15 protein-coding genes and 1 riboswitch are annotated in these 20,533 nt (G+C 46.6%); of the genes, 5 read left to right on the forward strand and 10 right to left on the reverse strand.

The features are described from left to right. The first annotated feature begins 1 nt into the window (after nt 1). The gene (locus G6N79_RS09660; RefSeq protein WP_103907299.1) at nt 2-976 is read left to right on the forward strand and encodes a 1-acyl-sn-glycerol-3-phosphate acyltransferase; all 975 of its coding nucleotides are present in this window, start codon (nt 2-4) and stop codon (nt 974-976) included. Here G6N79_RS09660 and G6N79_RS09665 read toward each other — a convergent pair. After that, nucleotides 973-1,668: a DUF4126 domain-containing protein gene (locus G6N79_RS09665; RefSeq protein ID WP_200818830.1), complete on the reverse strand. Its 696-nt coding sequence runs from the start codon at nt 1,666-1,668 to the stop codon at nt 973-975. The genes G6N79_RS09660 and G6N79_RS09665 overlap by 4 nt on opposite strands. Before the next feature lie 80 nt (nt 1,669-1,748). Then, nucleotides 1,749-3,659, reverse strand: a complete 1,911-nt coding sequence (locus G6N79_RS09670) for an ABC-F family ATP-binding cassette domain-containing protein (protein WP_103907404.1) — start codon at nt 3,657-3,659, stop codon at nt 1,749-1,751. A gap of 52 nt (nt 3,660-3,711) precedes the next feature. Here G6N79_RS09670 and G6N79_RS09675 point away from each other — a divergent pair, with 52 nt between their 5' ends. Further along, on the forward strand, nt 3,712-4,749 hold the full coding sequence (locus tag G6N79_RS09675) for a quinone-dependent dihydroorotate dehydrogenase (RefSeq protein WP_103907298.1): 1,038 nt from the start codon (nt 3,712-3,714) through the stop codon (nt 4,747-4,749). 76 nt (nt 4,750-4,825) lie between these two features. Here the strand turns inward: G6N79_RS09675 and G6N79_RS09680 are convergent, their stop codons facing one another. From G6N79_RS09680 to G6N79_RS09710, 7 genes are all read right to left on the reverse strand, one after another. Next, a complete protein-coding gene (locus tag G6N79_RS09680; RefSeq protein ID WP_103907297.1) occupies nt 4,826-5,308 on the reverse strand; it encodes a copper resistance protein NlpE in 483 nt (160 codons plus the stop codon). 143 nt (nt 5,309-5,451) lie between these two features. Next, entirely contained in the window at nt 5,452-6,117 is a 666-nt protein-coding gene (gene tenA / locus G6N79_RS09685) for a thiaminase II (RefSeq protein WP_103907296.1), read from the reverse strand. After that, on the reverse strand, nt 6,104-6,943 hold the full coding sequence (gene thiD / locus G6N79_RS09690; RefSeq protein WP_103907295.1) for a bifunctional hydroxymethylpyrimidine kinase/phosphomethylpyrimidine kinase: 840 nt from the start codon (nt 6,941-6,943) through the stop codon (nt 6,104-6,106). Before thiD ends, tenA begins: the two co-directional genes overlap by 14 nt. Continuing rightward, nucleotides 6,940-7,572 (reverse strand): thiamine phosphate synthase, encoded by a 633-nt coding sequence (gene thiE / locus G6N79_RS09695; RefSeq protein WP_103907294.1) that lies wholly within the window; start codon nt 7,570-7,572, stop codon nt 6,940-6,942. The genes thiD and thiE overlap by 4 nt, the downstream gene beginning before the upstream one ends. Continuing rightward, nucleotides 7,556-8,362 carry a hydroxyethylthiazole kinase gene (thiM, locus tag G6N79_RS09700; RefSeq protein ID WP_103907293.1) on the reverse strand — a complete coding sequence of 269 codons (807 nt, stop codon included), beginning with the start codon at nt 8,360-8,362 and terminating at the stop codon, nt 7,556-7,558. The genes thiE and thiM overlap by 17 nt, the downstream gene beginning before the upstream one ends. A gap of 58 nt (nt 8,363-8,420) precedes the next feature. Further along, a riboswitch (TPP riboswitch) is annotated at nt 8,421-8,513 on the reverse strand. Between the two features lie 41 nt (nt 8,514-8,554). Beyond that, nucleotides 8,555-10,240 carry an NAD-binding protein gene (locus G6N79_RS09705; protein ID WP_103907292.1) on the reverse strand — a complete coding sequence of 562 codons (1,686 nt, stop codon included), beginning with the start codon at nt 10,238-10,240 and terminating at the stop codon, nt 8,555-8,557. Next, nucleotides 10,241-13,570, reverse strand: a complete 3,330-nt coding sequence (locus tag G6N79_RS09710; protein WP_103907291.1) for a TIR domain-containing protein — start codon at nt 13,568-13,570, stop codon at nt 10,241-10,243. 453 nt (nt 13,571-14,023) lie between these two features. Here G6N79_RS09710 and G6N79_RS09715 point away from each other — a divergent pair, with 453 nt between their 5' ends. Next, nucleotides 14,024-17,872 (forward strand): TIM-barrel domain-containing protein, encoded by a 3,849-nt coding sequence (locus G6N79_RS09715; protein ID WP_103907290.1) that lies wholly within the window; start codon nt 14,024-14,026, stop codon nt 17,870-17,872. A gap of 237 nt (nt 17,873-18,109) precedes the next feature. Here the strand turns inward: G6N79_RS09715 and G6N79_RS09720 are convergent, their stop codons facing one another. Next, nucleotides 18,110-18,637, reverse strand: a complete 528-nt coding sequence (locus tag G6N79_RS09720) for a YceI family protein (RefSeq protein ID WP_103907289.1) — start codon at nt 18,635-18,637, stop codon at nt 18,110-18,112. A gap of 232 nt (nt 18,638-18,869) precedes the next feature. On the opposite strand from G6N79_RS09720, the gene G6N79_RS09725 reads away from it, so the two are divergent. Together G6N79_RS09725 and G6N79_RS09730 are read left to right on the forward strand one after the other, a co-directional pair. Then, nucleotides 18,870-19,274, forward strand: coding sequence for a hypothetical protein (locus G6N79_RS09725; protein ID WP_146060655.1), 405 nt, complete (start codon nt 18,870-18,872; stop codon nt 19,272-19,274). 169 nt (nt 19,275-19,443) lie between these two features. Continuing rightward, the gene (locus G6N79_RS09730; RefSeq protein WP_103907287.1) at nt 19,444-20,526 is read left to right on the forward strand and encodes an efflux RND transporter periplasmic adaptor subunit; all 1,083 of its coding nucleotides are present in this window, start codon (nt 19,444-19,446) and stop codon (nt 20,524-20,526) included. The last annotated feature ends 7 nt before the right edge of the window (nt 20,527-20,533 follow it).

Here is a 20,533-nt window from a genome sequence, read left to right on the forward strand (position 1 = left end):
TATGTTTTACCCAGTCCTAAAATTCGTTGTTAAGTTCGGCTTGCGGTGGTATGTGTCCGAATGGCGTTTGCAGAACCTGCAACAGGCCAACGCCAATGTTCCGGCCTTGATTATTGCCAATCATCCAAATTCATTTTTTGATGCCCTGGTGATAGCCGTCCATCAAGAATCGGAGATTCATTTTCTGACCCGCGGTGATATCTTTGAAAAGCCCCTGGCCAATTGGACACTGCGGACCTTCTTTATGTTGCCGATCTACAAGAAATCCGACGATGAGGAATCTGAGATCAAGAATGCCTTTGTTTATGATGAATGTGTTAGCCATTTGAAACAGGGTACCAAGATCCTGATCTTCCCGGAAGGCGTTTCTCGAAATCACTTGGGTATAAACACCTTTATGCCGCAGGGGACCAATGCGCTGATTCAGCGTGCAGTGAAGATGGATATTCCCATTCAGGTCCAACCTTATCTATTGCGGTATAGCTCCTTCGACCATATTCCGAAAGCAGTTTCCTTACAGGCATTGGAACCGATCGATTCTACGGACTTTCTACAGGATGGGCAGGTGATGAGTACCGATGTGCTGTTCAAAGCGAAAAGGGCCATGGAAAACGAGTTGATCCAAGAACCTCTGGAGTCCAATCCTGATTTACGAAAGGAAAAGGAATGGATGCGCTTGCCTGCCAAGTTGGGCTATTATACGCACAATTGGCTCTACCAGCTGGTGAAGAAAAAGGTTCGGGAAAAGACCGACGGCACCATATTCTTTGACTCCCTCTTGTTTGGGGTGCTGTTGTTCGGATATCCGTTGCTGATCTTCATACTCAGCCTTATTTTGGGTAATATATTCGGTTTCTGGTGGGGGATGCTCTTTTTTGTCCTGCTACCCTTTCTATCGTATTGCTGGGTTCAATATGAACCTATCCGCGTGATGTCGGATGAGATGGAAGACCGAACAAATAGGCTGAATGGCTAAAGTTGCTCCTGCGTGCGCCTACCTTTAAATTTCTGGAAAATGCGTTTGCCATATTTAATGGCGAGAAAAAGGATAATGATGACCAATATGCCGGCTAGTATCGGCAGGAATATCGCGAACACACTCATGATCGTGGATCCTACGGTTTCTACGGTGGATATGATGGGATTTCCCAGGCCTGCCGTTGTTCCTGAGGAGGCTGCACGGGTTCCGGCAAGGACGGAACTAATGGTGGCTGCCGTTCCACCACCAGCGATGATCGCCAAAGGCCATTGCGCCCAATCGTTCATTTCCGTAAACTGGGAAGCAAACAAAATTGACCCCGCAACAGTTGCCAACGGCACGGTAATGCTGTCCAGGATATTATCTACGAAAGGAATATAATAGGCGAGGATCTCGATCACCGTCGCTATGCCCGTCGCGATCACTGCCGGCAATCCACCAATCCATGCGTAACTGGAGTCCAATGGAATCCAACCCATATACGTCCCGAAACTCAGAAAGAAAATGGGTAGAAAGACGCGGAAGCCTGTAGCTGCGGCTAAGCCAATGCCTACAAATAGCGAAAGTATATACGGTAATATTTCGGTCATGGTGCTATTGATCTGTAATAGCCTTGGTTGGTCAAGAATTATGCCGATTTCATGACGGTATGTAGCTGTATGTTTATCGAGAAAAAAATAGTGATACATCGGAGATGGCATTAAAAAAGCCCCATTCTTATCATTCAAATGAGGCTTCTTTGTATTTTCTTGTGGTTTGAGAAGGTAGATTACCCTTCCAATTCCATGATTTCTTCCGCGAGTGCTTCCCAATCGGCTTGCATCTGCTCGAACTTCGCTTTCTCCGAATTGTAATTCCGGGTATGTTCCTGGAGTTTCTGCGCGTCAGCATAGATTTCTTCTTTGGCCAGCTCAACCTCGAGACCCTTCACCAGCTGATCCTGTTTTTCGATCTGCTCTTCCAAAGTAGCCAATTCCCGGTTCTTTTTCTGGATGATCTTTTTGGTATCTTCCGTTGGCTGTACTTTTTCCTTTTTAGGTTCTGCCTTCGGTTTCTTTTCTTCTTTGGTCTCCGGCTTTACCGTACGTTTGGAATTCCACTCCTCAAACTCTTGATAGGTGCCCGGGTATTCCTTGATTTCTTTGTTCTCGATAAACCAAATCTTGTTGGCAATGTTGTCCAGGAAATAACGGTCGTGGGAAACGACGATAAATGTTCCTTCGTATTGTTGGAGTGCCTGGATGAGGATGTTCACGGAAGCCATGTCCAAGTGGTTGGTAGGCTCATCGAGCACCAGGAAGTTCGCATCGGCGGTTAAGGCTTTCGCGAGGGCCACCCTTGATTTCTCACCTCCGGACAGCACTTTGATCTTTTTGAATACATCGTCACCTGTAAAGAGGAAGGATCCCAAGATGGAGCGCAGTTCCGTTTCGGTATGTTTCGGTGCGAAAGCGACCAACTCGGCAAGAATGGAGTTCTCCAGGTGAAGGGCCTCCAATTGGTGCTGCGCAAAGAAGGTTTGGGATACATTGTGTCCCTTGGTACTGGTGCCTTCAAAATCCTTATCCGCATCAGCTACGATGCGTAGGAGGGTGGACTTTCCTTTTCCGTTGGCACCGATCAGTGCAATTTTATCGCCCTTCTCGATCAACCCATGTGTATTCTTGAGTATCTCCACATTCGGGTAAGACTTGGAAATATTTTCCATGGTCACCACGTGCCGACCCGAAGGCTTGGAGAATTTAAAGCTGAAGTTCACTTCCGGATTGTCATCATCGACTTCATCGATCTTTTCCATCCGATCCAGTGCTTTAATACGCGATTGCACCATTTTGGCCTTACTGGCCTTGGAACGGAATCGCTCGATCAGGCGTTCTTCCTGCTTAATCTTCGCTTGTTGATTTTTGTATTGATTGCCCTGCAATTCCTCGCGTAGGGCTTTCTCTTCGAGGTAGAAACTGTAGTTTCCAGCACAGAGGGTCAACTTTCCTTTACGGGATTCCACAGTCTTGTTGATGATGCGGTCCAGGAAGTACCGGTCGTGGGAAACAATCACGATGGCGCCATCGAAGGCCTGCAGATATGTTTCCAGCCATTTGATGGAAGGTAAGTCCAAGTGGTTGGTTGGCTCATCCAGGAGCAAGATATCCGGAGTCTGTAGCAGGATGCGTGCAAGCATGACCCGCATACGCCAACCACCGGAGAAGGTCGCCAATGGGCGCTGCTGCTCTTCTTCGGAGAATCCCAGTCCGGCTAGGATTTCATGCGCCTTGAACTCGATGCTATAGCCATCCAATGCCTCGAATTCCATCTGTTTATCGCTCAGCTTATTCAAGATTTCCTCGGAGTAGTCGGTTTCCATCTTCTTGAGGAGATTCTCGATCTCGACATGCAACTGGTTCTGGCGCTCAAAGGCTTCCATCGCCACATGGAGTATGCTTTTCTCGGAATGATAGGATAGGAGATCCTGGTTTAAATAACCTAGTTTGAGGTCCTTGGCCATGGAAATGGTCCCGCTGGTCGGGGAGTACTCGCCAACGATGAGTTTCAGCAATGTCGATTTTCCGGTACCATTGGCACCGATTAATCCGGCTTTATCACCCGGCTTGATGTGCCAGTTGGCTTCATCATACAGGGCTCTGGACCCGATTTCAAAGGTTAAGTTATTTATAGATATCATTTCGGTTGCAAAAGTAATAAATATTTCTCCATCTTTGGCTACCTTTGCAGGCATGTATAAGCTAGTTAAACCGATTTTCTTCTCCATGAACCCCGAAGAGGCACACCATACGGTGACCGGTGGGTTGAAGTTCTTCAATAAGATCTGGGGCTCAAAGGCCCTGCTGAATTCCCTCTATAACGTGGAGGACCCCCGTTTGGAAACGAAGGTATTTGGCTTGACCTTTAAGAATCCCGTGGGATTGGCGGCAGGTTTTGACAAAAATGCGGAATTCATCGAGGACATGGCGCGATTGGGATTCGGATTCATTGAGATCGGGACTGTAACGCCGAAGCCTCAACCCGGAAATGACAAACCACGCATGTTCCGCTTGGTCGATGATGCTGCGCTGATCAACCGGATGGGATTCAATAACAAAGGTGCGGATGTCGCAGCCGGTAAGTTGAAATTCCTGAAAGAAAAGAATGGCGTCCTGATCGGTGGAAACATTGGAAAGAATAAGGTTACGCCGAATGAGGAAGCGGTGAACGATTATATCTATTGCTTCAATAGCTTATTCGATTACGTGGATTATTTCGTGGTGAACGTGAGTTCTCCGAATACACCGGGATTACGGGATCTACAGGAAAAGGAACCTTTGATGAAGATCCTCAATACCCTACAGGAGCTGAACACGAAGAAAAGCAATCCAAAGCCTATTCTTTTGAAGATCGCTCCGGATTTAACATTTACGCAATTGGATGATATCGTGGAAATCGTGATGGAAACCAAGATTGCCGGTGTGATAGCTACAAATACAACGATTGCCAGAGAAGGCCTTCAGAGCCACCGCATGCTGGTTCAGGAGCCAGGAGGTGTGAGTGGTAAACCATTGACCAGAAGATCAACAGAGGTGATCCAGTACCTTGCCGATAAGTCAAACCGCGCATTCCCGATTATCGGGGTGGGAGGAATCCATTCGGCAGCGGATGCCATTGAAAAGTTGAACGCTGGTGCAAGCTTGGTACAGGTCTATACGGGTTTTATCTATGAGGGTCCAGGATTGGTTGCTGATATCTGCAAAGGCATCCTAAAGGAAAGATCGAAGTAACGGAAGCCCAGAATAGGGCGTCATTGAATATAAAAAATCCCCTTTGAAGCAATTCAAAGGGGATTTTCTGTATGTGTTAGTTTTCTTTGGTTAAGATATAATGATCTTTCAAAGGCCCTTCAATCGGATTGCCTTCTTGATCCAATGAAATCAATTGGTTTTCGCCAACCTTCAATTTCATGTTCACTTCTTTACCCATTAGGTGCACTACACTTCCGTTGTTGTGCCACATAAATTTACCCGTATCTTCCACTTTGGTATCTCTTTCCTGATAAACACCCGTATAGGTGAAAGTAAGATCAGGATTTAGGACCACAGTGGTTTCGATCCCTGGGCAGTCCGCACAAGGGATAACCCCTTTGTACGTTCCGTTCCAATCCAATGAATTTTGGGATGTATGAACAGTATCTGTGACTTGACTATCCAAGGCTGTAGTCTCTACCGAGTCCTTAGATTCAAGTTGTTTATTTGCATTCGAGGTACAGGCACCGAACGACATAAGCGCGATGGAACCTGAAAAAAGCCAAAGGTATTTCATGAGCGTATTTATTTTTGTCATGATTTACCCAAAAATTGAGCCAAATGCCCTCATTTATTGGGTATTAAGATAATAATTAATAATTCTTTAAAATAAGTAGGTTATAAACTAGATGTTTAAACATATATATCTCAAAAAATTATAAATTTTTTAAAAAAGTAAGATTAGCGATTTGCCAGCCATTGTCTATTTTGGTAGGCAGCATCCCAGAACATAAACTCCAATTCCGAGGCGGTAATGAATGCCTGCCTCATGGCTTCCCGGATTTGTTGCGTCGTATTTTCAGCAAGTTGATCCGTATAGGCTAAAGCTTTTTTAACCCCTTCGGCAAATTCCTCACCACTGTACGTATCGATCCAGTTTTTGTATGGATTTGCATCACCGGTCTGTTGGCTGAGGATATAATCCCCGACTTCTTTATAGATCCAGAAGCACGGGAGGATGGCGGCTGTTGCCACTTCAATGGAATCGAAAGCAACGGTGCTCTTCAGGAAGTGGATATAATGGTGGCAGGTGGGTTCGATGGTGATTTCCTGTTGCTGTTCCAATCCGAATTGCTGGAAATACGCCTCATGGAGTGCTTTTTCAACGACCAGGGCATTTTTTCCGAATTCAAAGAAATCCAATGCCATGTCGATATCCATCGCTTTGGAACCCAGTGCAGCTAGCGCTCGGCCGTAATGTTCCAGATATTTGGCATCCTGCAGCATATAAAACTGAAACTTTTCGAGAGGGAGTGTGCCGCCTTTCAATTCTTGAATGAAGGGCATGGCTAGGATTTTATTATATAGGGGTTGGATATCTTTCCAAACGTGTTCAGTCCATTTCATATGTAATTAATTTTTGAGGGTTAAAAAAATGATTCAAGGGGCCATTCCCTTTCCCGATGGTAAGATCCTTTCCGGCTATGATCGCTTGGTTTACATAGGCGAGTCCCTGTTGGGTGGACGAGGGCAGGTCAAAGCCCTGCGCCAGATAGGAAGCAATGGCCGAGGAGAGGGTGCATCCCGATCCGTGTGTATTCTTGGTGTCCACTCGTGCAGATTCATAATAACGGACAGGCTGGTCCTTTTGGATCAGGAGGGTGGTGAGGGTTTCTGATTTCAGGTGCCCACCTTTCAAGAGGGCTGCCTGACAGCCCAGGTTAAGTATCTGATCGGATACCTTTTCCATGTCCTCCAAGGTGGTAATGGGCTGCCCGGCCAGGACGGCGACTTCGTCCATGTTCGGCGTGATGAGCGAGGCTAAGGGGAAAAGTAAAGATTTGATGGCCGAAATGGTGTCATCGTTGATCAATTTATGCCCACTCGTAGAGACCATCACCGGGTCGAAAACAAGGGGCCCGGTAAAGGATTCCAGTTTTTCTGCGATGATCTCCACCAGCGCCGTGGAATGCACCATACCTATTTTGATGCTGTCGGGATAGGTATCCTCGAAGATACAATCCAGCTGTTCGCGGATGGCCTGTGCAGGAATGTCGAATATATTTTTTACGCCCTGGGTATTCTGTACGGGCAAGGCTGTCAATACGTTCATGGCATAGCAGCCCAGGGCGGAGATGGTCTTGGTATCGGCTTGGATACCAGCGCCACCACTGCCATCGAACCCTGCGATGCTCAGTACGGTCGGGACATGGTATCGGGATGTGTTGTTCATGATAAGCTATTTTTAAGTTCTTCAGCTGCTTTCCGGGGGTCCAGGCTGGAGCAGATGGCCGATACTACGGCGATGCTATTGGCACCGGCGGTGAAAGCTTCGTGTGCATGGGCAAGCTGCATGCCACCAATGGCAATCAGGGGTTTGTCGGTTTGGGTCCGAAGATCCCGGATGCCATGCATTCCCCAGGCTGTAATGGTGTTGGTCTTGGTCGGTGTCGGAAAGATCGGGCTGACGCCGAGATGCTGGACAAAATCCATGTTGTGGTCCTGCAGTTGATCGAGGAGCTCCAGCGACCAGCCGATTTGAAACCTATGGCCAAATTCCTCGTGGATCTGTTGCGGTTGTCGGTCGGTTCGGCCAACGTGGATACCCCAGGCATCCACGGCGGAAGCGACTTCCACATTGTCGTTTATGACCAAGGGGATGCCATACCTGTCTGTTAATGCTTTGAGGGCCATTGCTCGTTGGATAAAAGTTGCTGTATCCAGTTCCTTCTCCCGCAGTTGGATGATATCCACTCCACCGCGAATCGCTTCCTCCGCGACTTGCAGCCAGGGGAGATGCACACAGTCTTTTTCCGAAATCACCAAGTATAGGGGATAGGGGAAATTAGGATGAATGGGCATACCGGCGCATTTTCAGGTTTTCCACGATCTGTTCCTTCGAAAGGTTAAAGAGGATATCATACAGGTTGAGCTGCAGTGTGCCTGGACCCTTTGCCATGCTGGCTGCCATCTCCCCAGCCAGACTGGTAATGGCGACCCCTGCAATGGCTTCATCGAATGGCGATGTTCCAAGCCCCAAGAAGGCACCCGTTATAGCCGTAGCTGTACATCCAAGTCCAGTGACCTTGGTCATCATCACGGACCCGTTCACCACCTCAGCAATTTCCTGATCCGAAATGATATAGTCGATTTCCCCGGATATACAGACAACGGAACCATATTGCCGGTTAAGGAACTTGCCGGCACGTACCGCTGCACTGCTATCCGCAGTGCTGTCGACTCCTTTACCCTTCGTGTCGAAATGCTGCAAAGCCAAGATTTCAGATGCATTCCCACGGATGGCCGTAGGGCGTAGTGCCAGGAGCTCTTTTAGAATATCATTTCGAAGTGTGGAGATGCCAGCCCCAACAGGATCTAGAATCCAAGGTTTATGCAAGGCATTTGCTGCGCGTGCCGCCTTCAGCATATTTTCTGCCCAAGGTTTGCTCAAGGTGCCTATGTTGATGACCAAACTGTCGCACAACTGCAGAACCTCTTCGATTTCCTCCTCGGAATGCACCATAATGGGAGATGCTCCTAAAGCCAATAGCGCATTGGCGGTGTTGTTCATGACCACGAAATTGGTGATGTTCTGCACGAGGGGAGTTCTTTCGCGGACTTGGGACAATAAATGATAAATGTCGTTTTCCATCTTTCTTCTTTTTAACGAAATAATGGCTTGAGGGCAGGAGAATAGCAGTATAAATCGATCACGATCGTTTGCTTTTCCCTACGGCGGTATGATCCGCGTCAGGTTCAAAGGGACTCTCTCAATTCTTTTCAGAATACCCCTAAAGCCAATCAAATATAGGCCAAACTATTTGGAATTTCAAATGCAGCGCACTTACCCTTTCAAAAGGCTCTTGATGCGCAAGATTGTGTCCCGATCCTTCTGCTTTTCACTTTCGCTCAGGATTTCCCAAGGCACCAGTGAGGGGTGAAGGAGCAGTTGATCGTCCCGTTTTTCGCCGAAGGCCCAGCCATTGAGATAACGGTGTGCCATCCAACGGTTGTGCTCAATAATGGCAAGGGTCTCCACCTCAGCTGCTGTAAAGGTGATAACTTCCTTTTCCGGAACGGGCCATTGCCGTTGTGTCAGGATAAATTTATAAGGGATGTGATCGGCTTGCGCGCGATTGGCATCCTTGGCGTCCTCGCGTAAGGTCGGCCAACTCGAGGTGTATCGGGCACTCTCCGAACTCGCTCCGGAAAGCAACGTGGTGTAGTCGTCGTGGATGGCTCGCGCCAGTCGATCTTGCTTCTCACCAGTAATAAATTCCCAATTGGATATATCCTCCAATTGACCGAAGAAATTCAGGCTTTCGGTATCCGAGGCACTCCGCATGATCTTACGGAGACCTTTGCCTTCAGCATTCAGCACATAGATCGGCAGCTTGGATTCCTGTGTTTTATTAAGGATTTCCAATGCAGCGTTTAAATTGCTCTGGTCATCATCGAAGGCACAGACCAGAAGGCTGCTTTCAGTTTTTTCTGTTAATCCTTGATCTGTCAACAGCGCATTGTATGTGCCATCAAAGACATGAAAATGGACCGGAAAAATATGATGCGCCATGGGATACTGTTCCGCGAACAGGCGTTGGTCACGATCTGCCTGCGGACTGTAAATATGGATTTCGGTATTGTTTTCGATGGCCACATGGAATACACGTAACGCCTGAATGACCATGGCTTTTGCGAATTCCCCAAATCCCAAGAATACCAATCGGTTGATATGGGCAACGGATTTCCCCTGCTTGGCAAAATCCAGTGGCAATTGGGCAAAGAACATCCTGGCCATCATCTTGTGAACATTGAAGAAATGGAGTTCCAGCTGTTTGTCCTGGAACTGTATTTCCGCATTTTTCACCAGATCGACCAGTCGTGGGTTGCTCAGGTGCAGAAAGCAACGGAGCTTGTTCGTGCAATTTGACTTCTTATAGATATCTTGAACCGTTTCATAGGTTTCGATGACAGTTTGTTCATTTTCCAGAAAGAGAATCAGGCTATCGGCACGTTTGATACCCGCTTCCAGCAGGGTGTTCTCTTCATCCGCATTGCCGATGATGACCAGATGGCCCATTTTGGTGACTGACTTGATATCCGCATGGGCTGTTTCCTTTTCAATCGCGATGCCCTTTTTGCCGTAATCTTCCTTTAAACTCTTCATCAGCTGCCTTCCTTTTTTCGAAATACCAACACTGATGACATGGTTCTTTTTAACCGATGCCTTCAACAGGTTGATCTGTTCGGAGAACACCTTTTGGATGATCTTGTAGGCGCCGAAGATCAGAATGCCGATAGTGCCGATCTTGGCAACGATCAGTTCCCAAGGTACATCCTGCTGTTCCAAGCCCGTACCGGAAGGATCTGACCCGAAGACGATCTTGATGAGTCTATAGATGCGGTCCGGGAGATACCTTAGCGTATTGCTCTCCGGAAACATCTTGGATAGTCCAATCCAGGAGAGCGCCAGCAATACCACCACGAACAGGATCCCTAATAGTCCTTTCTGTCTTCTTGTCAACTTCATCTATTTTAATTTTGATTTGGCTTCGTTGAGGAGTTTCTCCACCTCAGCCTTCAATTCGTTGTTTTTTATTAAAAGTAACTGTTTTTCTGTAACCTCGACCAGACGTTGCCCAATATATTGCATTTCGGGCTTGCTGCTGTAATGGTTGGCCACCATAGCGCGTGCCAATGGATGGTAGATGTGCGTCACGGCCAATAGCTGCAGGTTCGCGTCGGTTTTGATCGGATAATTTTGCCGAAGGATTTCCAGGATACTCGTTTTCGAACTCGGGGAAATACTCCGCAGGAAAGGATCATCAAAATACCAGGTACTGTAATTCCCAGTAGTATCCACGAATGGGAAGATCGCTCCTGATGCATTGTCGTATTTCTTGCCGTAGAATTTCTCCAGATCGCGAGCCACCTGCTCATTGGACATATCCACCTGTCCCGGTACTTCCCAGGTATTCACCGTTTTCCCGAGCACCAACTCCTCAATGGTCATCAATTTTTTATCGCCCGGAAGCACGAAGATATTCGAAAACTTCTGGTTCATAAATGGCATCGTCAGGATATTTCCTGTACGGGCATCGACAATCTTGGTCACAAATTGCAACCCATTTCCATCATCCTGAACAAAGATTTGCTTGTCATCTTCGGAGAAGTGGAAATATTTGGAATATTTACTCACCCGGATGCGCTGTCCAAAGGGTTTCCCTGTTTCGATGTTCCAGAGCCGCATGTGGTCCGCATCATCCGAGATGGCCAACACATCATCCGCATTATTGAACATCATGAACGGAAATTCAATGGTCTTCAACGAAAAGACTTCCTTGTAATCCGTACTGTTCAACAGCTTGGTACTTCCGTTGTTATCCGTCAGTACGAGGTATTTTCCGGTATTGGAATATCGGCCACTGCTCAGTGTTCCTTTTTCCTCTTTCAGCACCTTTCCACTGTGCGGGTCGACAATCTTCCACGAGCTTAATCCAACGAGGATAGCCTGCGTAAAGTCCGGAGATATCGTGAATCCGGGGATTTCTGCTTTCTCTTCATACTTGAAAATTTGCTTGCCCGTAGCAATATCCCAGGCAGCAAAGCTATTCTTTCCGGTACGGGAAGCGACCTCTTTCTCATCCACCTTGAAGATGTACAATTTGGGTTGAGCATCGATCGCCTTTCCAATTGGTTTGCGGCTGGTGAGATCATAGAAATATGTTTTACCACTCTTGCCTTTCACCAACAGGTTCTTGGTTTTATGCAGCACGATAATAGTCGCGATGTTCTCAGGTGCGGTAATGATATTTTTCGTTTTTGTTCCGTTCTCGAGGTTGAGCTCATCAATGGATTTACTATCCTTATAGATGGTGTAGGCTACATTTTCGGTAATTCCCGGTACAGCTACGATAAGTTCATTGGGTTCAAAGTACTGCGCCAATTGTAAGGGTGCAGCCTTGACATTATCGATAAAAGTTTGGTTATCCGAGCTGACCAGCTGTTGATTCCAGTTTGGCGAGTTATATTGTAAAGCCATATCATCCTGTTCCAACATCTTCGTTAGTGGGCTGATAAAGAAAACGTTTCCCGGCAGTGCCGTTGATTTGGCAACTGAACCAGTCGTGAGGTTAAGCTGTGCGATCTGTTCATTATTTCCGGCATGCAGCTGACCATTTGTTGTAAACCCGACGTATTTGGCTGTATTTACCTGCGTATTGGTCCATTCTTGGCCTGTCACGAGATTATAGTAGTTGATGCCGAAATTACCGAACAAGGCAACCTGCTTTCCATCCGGACTAAATGCTGGTGGTTTTGAAGTATACGGTGTTTCTTTACGTAATTTCATTGTTGGTGTAGGAGTGGTGATATCAAAGAATAACCATTCATTTTTTTCCTTATGGGCAATCCCTATAAGCAAGAGATCCAATTTTGGCGAAAAATAAGAGGTCTCCAATGGATATCCCGAAAGGGTATGCAACAGTTGTTCCTGCTTCGTTTCGGTATTCAGGAGGTATAGCTTTTCCATTTGTTTGAAGAGCACCATTTTTCCGTCGCCGGAAACCGCGGAGATGGTCAGAAACGTGCTGTCCGGATTGGCGCGAATGGTTTCAAGCTTATCTTTGTCGATATCATACCGTACAATCGAATTATCTACTGTGGTAACATACGCCCGATTGGCTTGATCAAAAGAAGGATAGCGCGCCTGTTTGGTCTTGACCTGTCCCAATTGCTTGATCGGTTTTCGGTTGATGGCGTCCCAGACTTGGAGCACTTGTGTGAAATCACCGGAACTGGCCCAACCGACCAGCCATTTTCCATTGGGAGAGAACCGCAAGTTGCCGACATTGATATTCGGCATCAGGGTCATATCATCCTGAACGGCGAGCATGGAATGGGCAAACAATTTGGCGTCATCATCGCCTCGGCGGGTGGCTTCGGCAATATAGGCCGCACCATCGCCATATTCGCTTTCCGTGAGTTTATTGATCCCTGATGCATAGAGCGACTTGGCGAGGTTTCTTACCGCAGAGTTCCGTTGGTTCCAAGCGAATATTCCGGCAATGACCGCCAAAATACCCAACACACCGATTACGGCGGCAATGCGTTTGATATTTCTGTTCTTCTGTTTTATTTTCTCGAGCTGGTAAGCCTGGTCGCGTTTGGTCAATTCCCCGAGCGGAACCCCAAGGATTCCAGAAATAATTTTTAGGAGCGCCAGATCCAACCGTTGTTTATATTCATCCACCCGGGATTTGATTTCCTGGTGGGAGAGCCCCTGCTCGTGCAGGTGCATACGATAGGCCTCTGGAGAGGTGAATCCTTCGTCCTGTGTATGCGGAATACGGACGTCTGCCGCCAGCACCTCCTCAGGTTTGGACTTGTCCACCTGCCCATCACCATCGACATGATAGCGTAACTCGTCAGGAAAGCACTGTGCCTCGGTAATTGTATCACCGTATTCAGGCTCCCCCTTGAGGATTAATGCCATGATTTGTTGGGATTTTCCACTCTGCTTGAAATAGCGGAGCTCATCCCGAACATAGGTGGACCGGGCGGATTTCGGGGAACTGAGGTAGATCAAGTATTCGGAGCGATCCAATGCATCGGTTAGGGAGCCACTTAGGCTGGAACTTGCGGAAAGCTCCTTCTCATCCTGAAAAACGGGATAGATTTGCCTCGGGATTTCCTTACCTGCGGTATTTTTCTTCCCGATCAGGTCCTGCGGGATTTCGTAGGTCTCCAGGGCATGGTGCAGCCAATCGGCCCACTTTCGCCCTTCACCTTGATTATCACTATGGCTGTAACTGATAAATGCCTTGTACTGTTTGGCCAATTCCTTGTTTTGCTCTTCCATAAGAAGGATTTTTTAATGATGTAACCGTTAAAATTTCACATGAAATCCATACCGTAGCCCACAGCACCGGGCCAAGCTGCTTCGAGTAGGGGGCAGCTAGGCAAACTTTCCATAAATAGGTTCCCTTTCCAAATCCGAAAAGAAACGACATCGTGGTAGAATATCAATTTTGTTTTACAAAAACCAATCCTTTTTTAATTAAATGTTTAAACATCTGTGTTTTAATTCGCGTGAAATAACTTTTAGTAGGGTTAGGGCAAGATTTTAGCATATTAAATTTTCATGAATTCTTATAGACTTTCCACTGTTTATTGAATTTCGATACCAAACCTTTTGTAAAATATTCTTGATGAATCCTTGTTTTCTGAAATCTTTTATACCTTTAAAAACCTTTTTTAGAACAAGCGATTATTTACTGAGCAGGAATTATTATTCGTAATTTGATCGTTTTACATGTATAAAAACAAACACAAGCTCTTTTGGGCATTGGCGTTGCCGCTGATGCTTGGAGCACCCACTGCCGTAGCTCACGGTGCAGAACCAGCCATGAGCCAACAGCGTGATACATCGGCTGTAGTAGCGGTAGCTCAAATCAATCCCACCACCGTTGAAATCCTTTTTCAGAATCAGCAACGTTTGGTCTTGGATTTTTATGGGAAGAATATTTTCCGACTATTCCAAGATCCAAAGGGAGGAATCCTACGGGATCCCGAAGCTAAACCTGAAGCACAGATCCTGGTCGATCAGCCTCGGAGGGAAGCGGGTAAGATCAATATCTCAGCGACTGCGGATTCCTATGTCATCTCCACGGCAGAAGTTGCCTTTTCCATTGCTAAGAACTCCGGCCTGTTTCAGGTGACCAATGTGAAGAACAAGCAGCTGGTCCTGGAAAATACCGATGCCATTTCCTTTGGTAAAAAAAGGGTTGAAATTCAATTTAAGGCGAATCCTGATGAATATTTCTATGGTGGAGGCGTGCAGAACGGTCGTTTTTCGCACAAGGATAAAGCCATAGCCATTGAGAACACCAACAATTGGACGGATGGCGGGGTAGCATCGCCCACACCTTTCTATTGGTCAACAAAAGGGTATGGCATCATGTGGTACACCTTCAAGAAAGGGAAATACGATTTTGGTAAATCGAACTCCGGCCAGGTGTCCCTAGGCCATGATACCGATTATCTGGACCTGTTCCTGATGGTGAGCGATTCGCCAGTGGGCGTCCTGAATGATTTCTATCAATTGACCGGAAACCCGGTACTATTGCCGAAGTTTGGCTTTTATCAAGGTCATCTCAATGCATATAACCGTGATTATTGGAAGGAGGACCCCCAAGGGATTTTGTTTGAAGATGGCAAGCGTTATAAAGAGAGCCAGAAGGATCAAAGTGGCGTCAAGGAATCGCTGAATGGCGAAAAGAATAACTATCAATTTTCAGCGCGTGCGGTCATCGACCGATATGAACAGCACGATATGCCTTTGGGGTGGATCCTGCCGAACGATGGCTACGGAGCCGGATACGGGCAGGAAAAAACCTTGGATGGAAATATAGCGAATCTGAAGAGTTTAGGGGATTATGCGCGTTCGAAAGGGGTAGAGATCGGTCTCTGGACCCAATCTGATCTGCATCCCAAAGACAGCATCGATGCATTACTGCAACGCGATATAGTGAAGGAAGTTCGGGATGCCGGCGTGCGAGTCCTGAAAACGGATGTGGCTTGGGTTGGCGCCGGATATTCCTTTGGCTTGAATGGTGTCGCGGATGTGGGGCACATTATGCCATACTATGGACAGGATGCACGGCCATTTATTATTTCCCTGGACGGTTGGGCGGGTACCCAACGGTATGCAGGCATCTGGTCGGGTGACCAAACTGGAGGACAATGGGAATATATACGCTTCCACATCCCGACATACATCGGATCCGGACTTTCCGGACAGCCCAATATCACCTCCGATATGGACGGCATCTTCGGCGGCAAGAATACCCGAGTGAATACCCGTGACTTCCAATGGAAAACCTTTACCCCCATGGAACTCAATATGGATGGCTGGGGATCCAATGAAAAATATCCACATGCCCTCGGTGAACCCTATACCTCCATCAACCGACATTATCTTAAGTGGAAATCGGAATTGATGCCGTATGCCTACAGCATCGCCAAGGAAGCCATCAACGGGAAACCCATGATTCGCGCCATGATGTTGGATTATCCAAATCCATATACATTGGGCACGGCTACACAATATCAATTTCTTTACGGGCGGTCACTGCTCGTTGCACCGATCTATCAGGAAACTAAAGTCGATGCGGAGGGGAATGATATCCGGAATGGGATATACCTGCCTGAAGGGCAATGGGTAGATTATTTTACGGGAGAATTGTACCAAGGGAATACCATCATCAATACCTACGATGCGCCCATTTGGAAAACTCCGGTATTCGTCAAGATGGGAGCCATTCTTCCGTTGGACAACCCCCACAACAATATCCAGCAAATCAATCCGAATCAGCGGATTTATGAAATCTACCCTTCAGGAAAATCGAATTTCTATGCGTATGACGATGATGGGATCACCCAAGCCTACCTGCAGCAACAAGGTGTTAGCACCTGCATCGAATCGGATGTGAATGATAAGGGGCGGGTAGAGATCGTTGTCCATCCTGCGGAAGGTGATTTTGAAGGATTTATAAAGGAGAAAGGGACGGAATTCAGGGTAAATATGACCCAAGCCCCCAAAAAGGTACTGGCGAAAATAGGCAAGAAAAACATAAGGCTCCGTGAAGCAAAGTCCAAGGCAGAATTTGACAGCCAGGATAATGTATATTACTATGAGCCGCGCCCAAATTTAAATCAATTTGCTACGAAGGGGAGTCCTTTTGCATCAGTGGAGATCATCAAGAACCCCATGCTTTACGTGAAGGTGGAGAAAACCGATGTTTCCCAGGATGCCGTAGGGTTGACCATCGAAGGATTCGCTTACAATCCGCCAAATACGTATAAGAAATCCTCGGGACAGCTCGCTGCGCCATCACAGGTTGCAGTGGCTCCAGATCATATCAAGGCCTATACGCTACGACCAAGTTGGACTGCAGTTCCCAACGCCGATTATTACGAAATCGAATTCCAGGACATGACGTATTCCCTCATCCGGGATACGAGCCTGTTGTTCGAGGGCTTAAAACCTGAAACGCAATATGCTTTCAAGATCCGATCGGTCAACAAGGATGGCCATTCCGATTGGCAGGCTTTCCAACAGCAGACGAAATCCGATCCATTGGAATTTGCAATCCGTGGTGCAAAGGGCCAAACATCCGTGCCTAACCAAGGTTCCGAGGGTGTGAACAACCTGTTTGATTTCGATGAAGGAAACATGTGGCATACGAAATGGGGACAAAAAGCGGTTCCATTTGACCTGATTATCGACCTGAACAGCTTCAATGATCTCGACAAATTCCAGTACCTGCCACGGTCGGGTAGAGGGAATGGTATTTTATTGGAAGGCAAGGTATATACATCCAACGATAAGGAAAACTGGTCCGAAGCAGGTTCGTTCACCTGGGAAAATACAGATGCCATGAAAGAATTTGTCTTTGCAGCACACCCCAATGCGCGGTACGTGAAACTGGCGGTCACAAAAGGGGTTGGTGACTTTGGTTCCGGACGGGAGTTGTATGTCTTTAAGGTGCCAGGCACAGAAAGTTACCGACCTGGCGATATCAACAATGATAAACTCATCGATAGCAATGACTTGACCTCCTATTCCAACTATACCGGTTTGCGGCAGGGCGATGCTGATTTTGAAGGCTATGTCAGCAATGGCGACATCAACAAAAATGGCTTGATCGATGCCTATGATATTTCCGTGGTGGCCACGCAACTGGAAGGTGGGGTGGACGCCGATGATAAGGATCAGGTCTCCGGGAAAATGAACCTTACTACCGCTAAAGCAACTTACAGCAAGGACGAAATAATGGAAGTACTCCTCAAAGGCGAACAGCTGCAAGGCGTCAATGCCTTCTCCTTCGCGTTGCCGTACAATCCGCAGGATCTGGAATATTTGGGTATGGAGAAAGTTGCCGCCTTCCCGATGGAGAATTTGAGCAATGACCGTCTGCATTCCAATGGGCAGAAAGCATTGTACCCGACCTTCATCAATATCGGTGATCAGGATGTGCTATCAATTCAGAATGAGGTGATTGTGAAGATACGATTTAAGGTGAAACGGAATTACAAAGTCAATTTGACGGTTAAGGACGGCATCTTGGTTGGTAAGAATTTGAAAACCGAAAAATTCTAATAGAATAGGAGCACTATGGGTCGACTTCCAGATTTTGATTGAACTTACGTTATCTGCTTGTATTATTGATTTGGCAATATATAAATTTAAACAAGCTTTTTTAGATACGTTGTATACTAACAAAACACCAAGCTCATAATCTGTTCCTAACCCAAACCCTCCTAAAAATAAGAAGGACCGCATTGCTTGACCAGATGGCCAGGCTTTGCGGTCCTTTGTATAATTAGGCGTTATTACTTATGCAAGTACAAACTGTAAGTCAGCTTGGAATTTAACATCCTCGCTCACCATCACACCACCAGTTTCCAAAGCAGCATTCCAAGTCAATCCGAATTCGTTACGGTTGATTTTACCTTTTACGGTGTAACCTGCTTTCTGGTTACCCCAAGGATCTTTACCAATACCACCGAATTCTACCTCAAAGGTTACCGGTTTGGTCACGTCCTTGATGGTTAAATCACCGGACAGTTGATATTCGTCGTCGCTGGTTTTCTTGATCCCAGTGGATACAAACTTAATTTCCGGGAATTGCGATACCGCGAAGAAATCCTCACTCTTCAAGTGTTGGTCACGCTGACCGTTTTTCGTGTTGATGGAGTCCGCTTTGATATCCACGGATACGTGTTTTGCACCGTCCAATGCTTCATCCGCATTATCCACTACCACGTTGAAGTTCTCAAAATGACCTTTTACAGTAGAGATCATCATGTGTTTCACTTTAAATTCGATTTCGCTGTGTGCAGCGTCCAAGTTCCAATTTGCCATAATATTTTTTTCTATTTTATTTTTCTATTGTTTGTTGCAACAAATATCAGGGTAAAAATGTTTGTGCACATTGATGTATGTTAAGAAATGTTTTTCTCCTCTGGGGCAACCTTTATAATATGCGGTTTGGAAAAAATAATCAGTTGATACTGAATACATGACAAAAAAATTACGGTTAAAATCTGTTAAAGGTATTTGATGAATTGATTCTCGTAGTATATTTGGCAACGAAATGAAAATGATAATCACACTGATGTTATTCTTTGCCTTCCTGCTCATCAGGAGCGGCAATAGCCATGAGGTTATCAATTCATCGACCCGACCGGCGATCAGCTTTATGGAGAACCATCTCCATCATGACCTAAAGCTTGATCAGCGGCAAGATCAACAAATTTTAGTTTCTTCAGCAAGTAGCCATGGTGCGCATGGTGGTGATCACGTCATCATCAGTGAGCAGGAGGCCGAGGATTTCCAACTTTGGAAAGACTACCACCTTTCGATGGCTTTCTATGCCTGTTTGATTGCTTTTACCTTTTTGGTATTTGGTACCCAACGTTGGGTACCCGCACTGGTAGACCGTGCCCACTTAAAGGCCGGCAACCCTTTATTTATCTCCCTGCGTTCCCTACGTATTTAAGATTATCCTATTATCAATAGTCATCGCGTAACCGTATTGCTGTTGTAATGGCATAGCTTTGCCCATTCCGACCATACCTGCTTCATGATGTACTATTGGATGTCCATATCCCTCGTATGGCTCATTTCCCATACTACATTCAATTTTAGTTTATACATAGCAAATAATCATGAAGAGAGTTCTTGTACTCATGGGTTTGGCGGCTGCATGTAGCCAGTTCGCCTGTTCCCACAAAACCGAAGAAAAACAAGAGGGCGTAAAATATACTGCGACCTCACCTGCCGAATTGGATACCAGCTTCAACAGGGAGTATGTATCCCAGATCAAGTCCATCCGCAATATTGAGCTCCGTGCCCTAGAGAAGGGGTATCTGGAGCAGATCTATGTGGATGAAGGGCAAACGGTGCGTAAAGGGCAACTGCTGTTCCGCATTATGCCCCGCATGTACCAGGCCGAACTGAAGAAGCAACAGGCCGAAGTCAGCGTGGCACAGATTGAGGTAGAGAACACCAAGAACCTCGCCGATAAGCAAATCGTGTCGCCGAATGAACTCGCGATGGCCAAAGCCAAACTGGACCGTGCTAAAGCGGAGGCCAACATCGCTGCGCTGCATCTTTCCTTTACAGAAGTGCGGGCCCCTTTTGATGGTACCATCGACCGGATCCCCTTGAAATTGGGGAGTTTGGTGGATGAAGGTGAATTGCTGACCAGTCTATCGGACAACAGCCAGATGTTTGCCTACTTCAATGTATCCGAACCGGAATACCTCGATTACCAACGCAATGTTGCCAACCGTGGCGATAACCACGTCAGCCTATTGCTGGCCAATAACGAGCAGATGGATCAGAAAGGTGTGGTCGAGACCATCGAAGGTGAATTCGATATAGAAACCGGAAATATCGCTTTTCGAGCCAGATTTCCAAATCCCAATAAACTGCTGCGCAATGGTGAGACGGGCAAAGTCCTGATGACCATGCCTATGAAACATGCGTTGATCATCCCACAGCGGGCCACTTATGAGGTACAGGACAAGAAATATGTCTACCTGATCGCAAAGGATGGCAAGATCAGTTCCAAACAGATCAAGGTCAAAGCGTCACTACCGGATCTGTATGTCATTGCAGAGGGCATTACTGCCAATGATAAGATCCTGCTGGATGGTATCCAGAAAGTAAAGGACGATGACAAGATCACCTACACTTTCGTACAACCTAGAGCGGCCATCTCGAACCTCAAGTTGAAAACAGAATAAGCAGTAT

Origin of the sequence: Sphingobacterium lactis, assembly GCF_011046555.1 — a bacterium.
GTDB lineage: Bacteria > Bacteroidota > Bacteroidia > Sphingobacteriales > Sphingobacteriaceae > Sphingobacterium > Sphingobacterium lactis.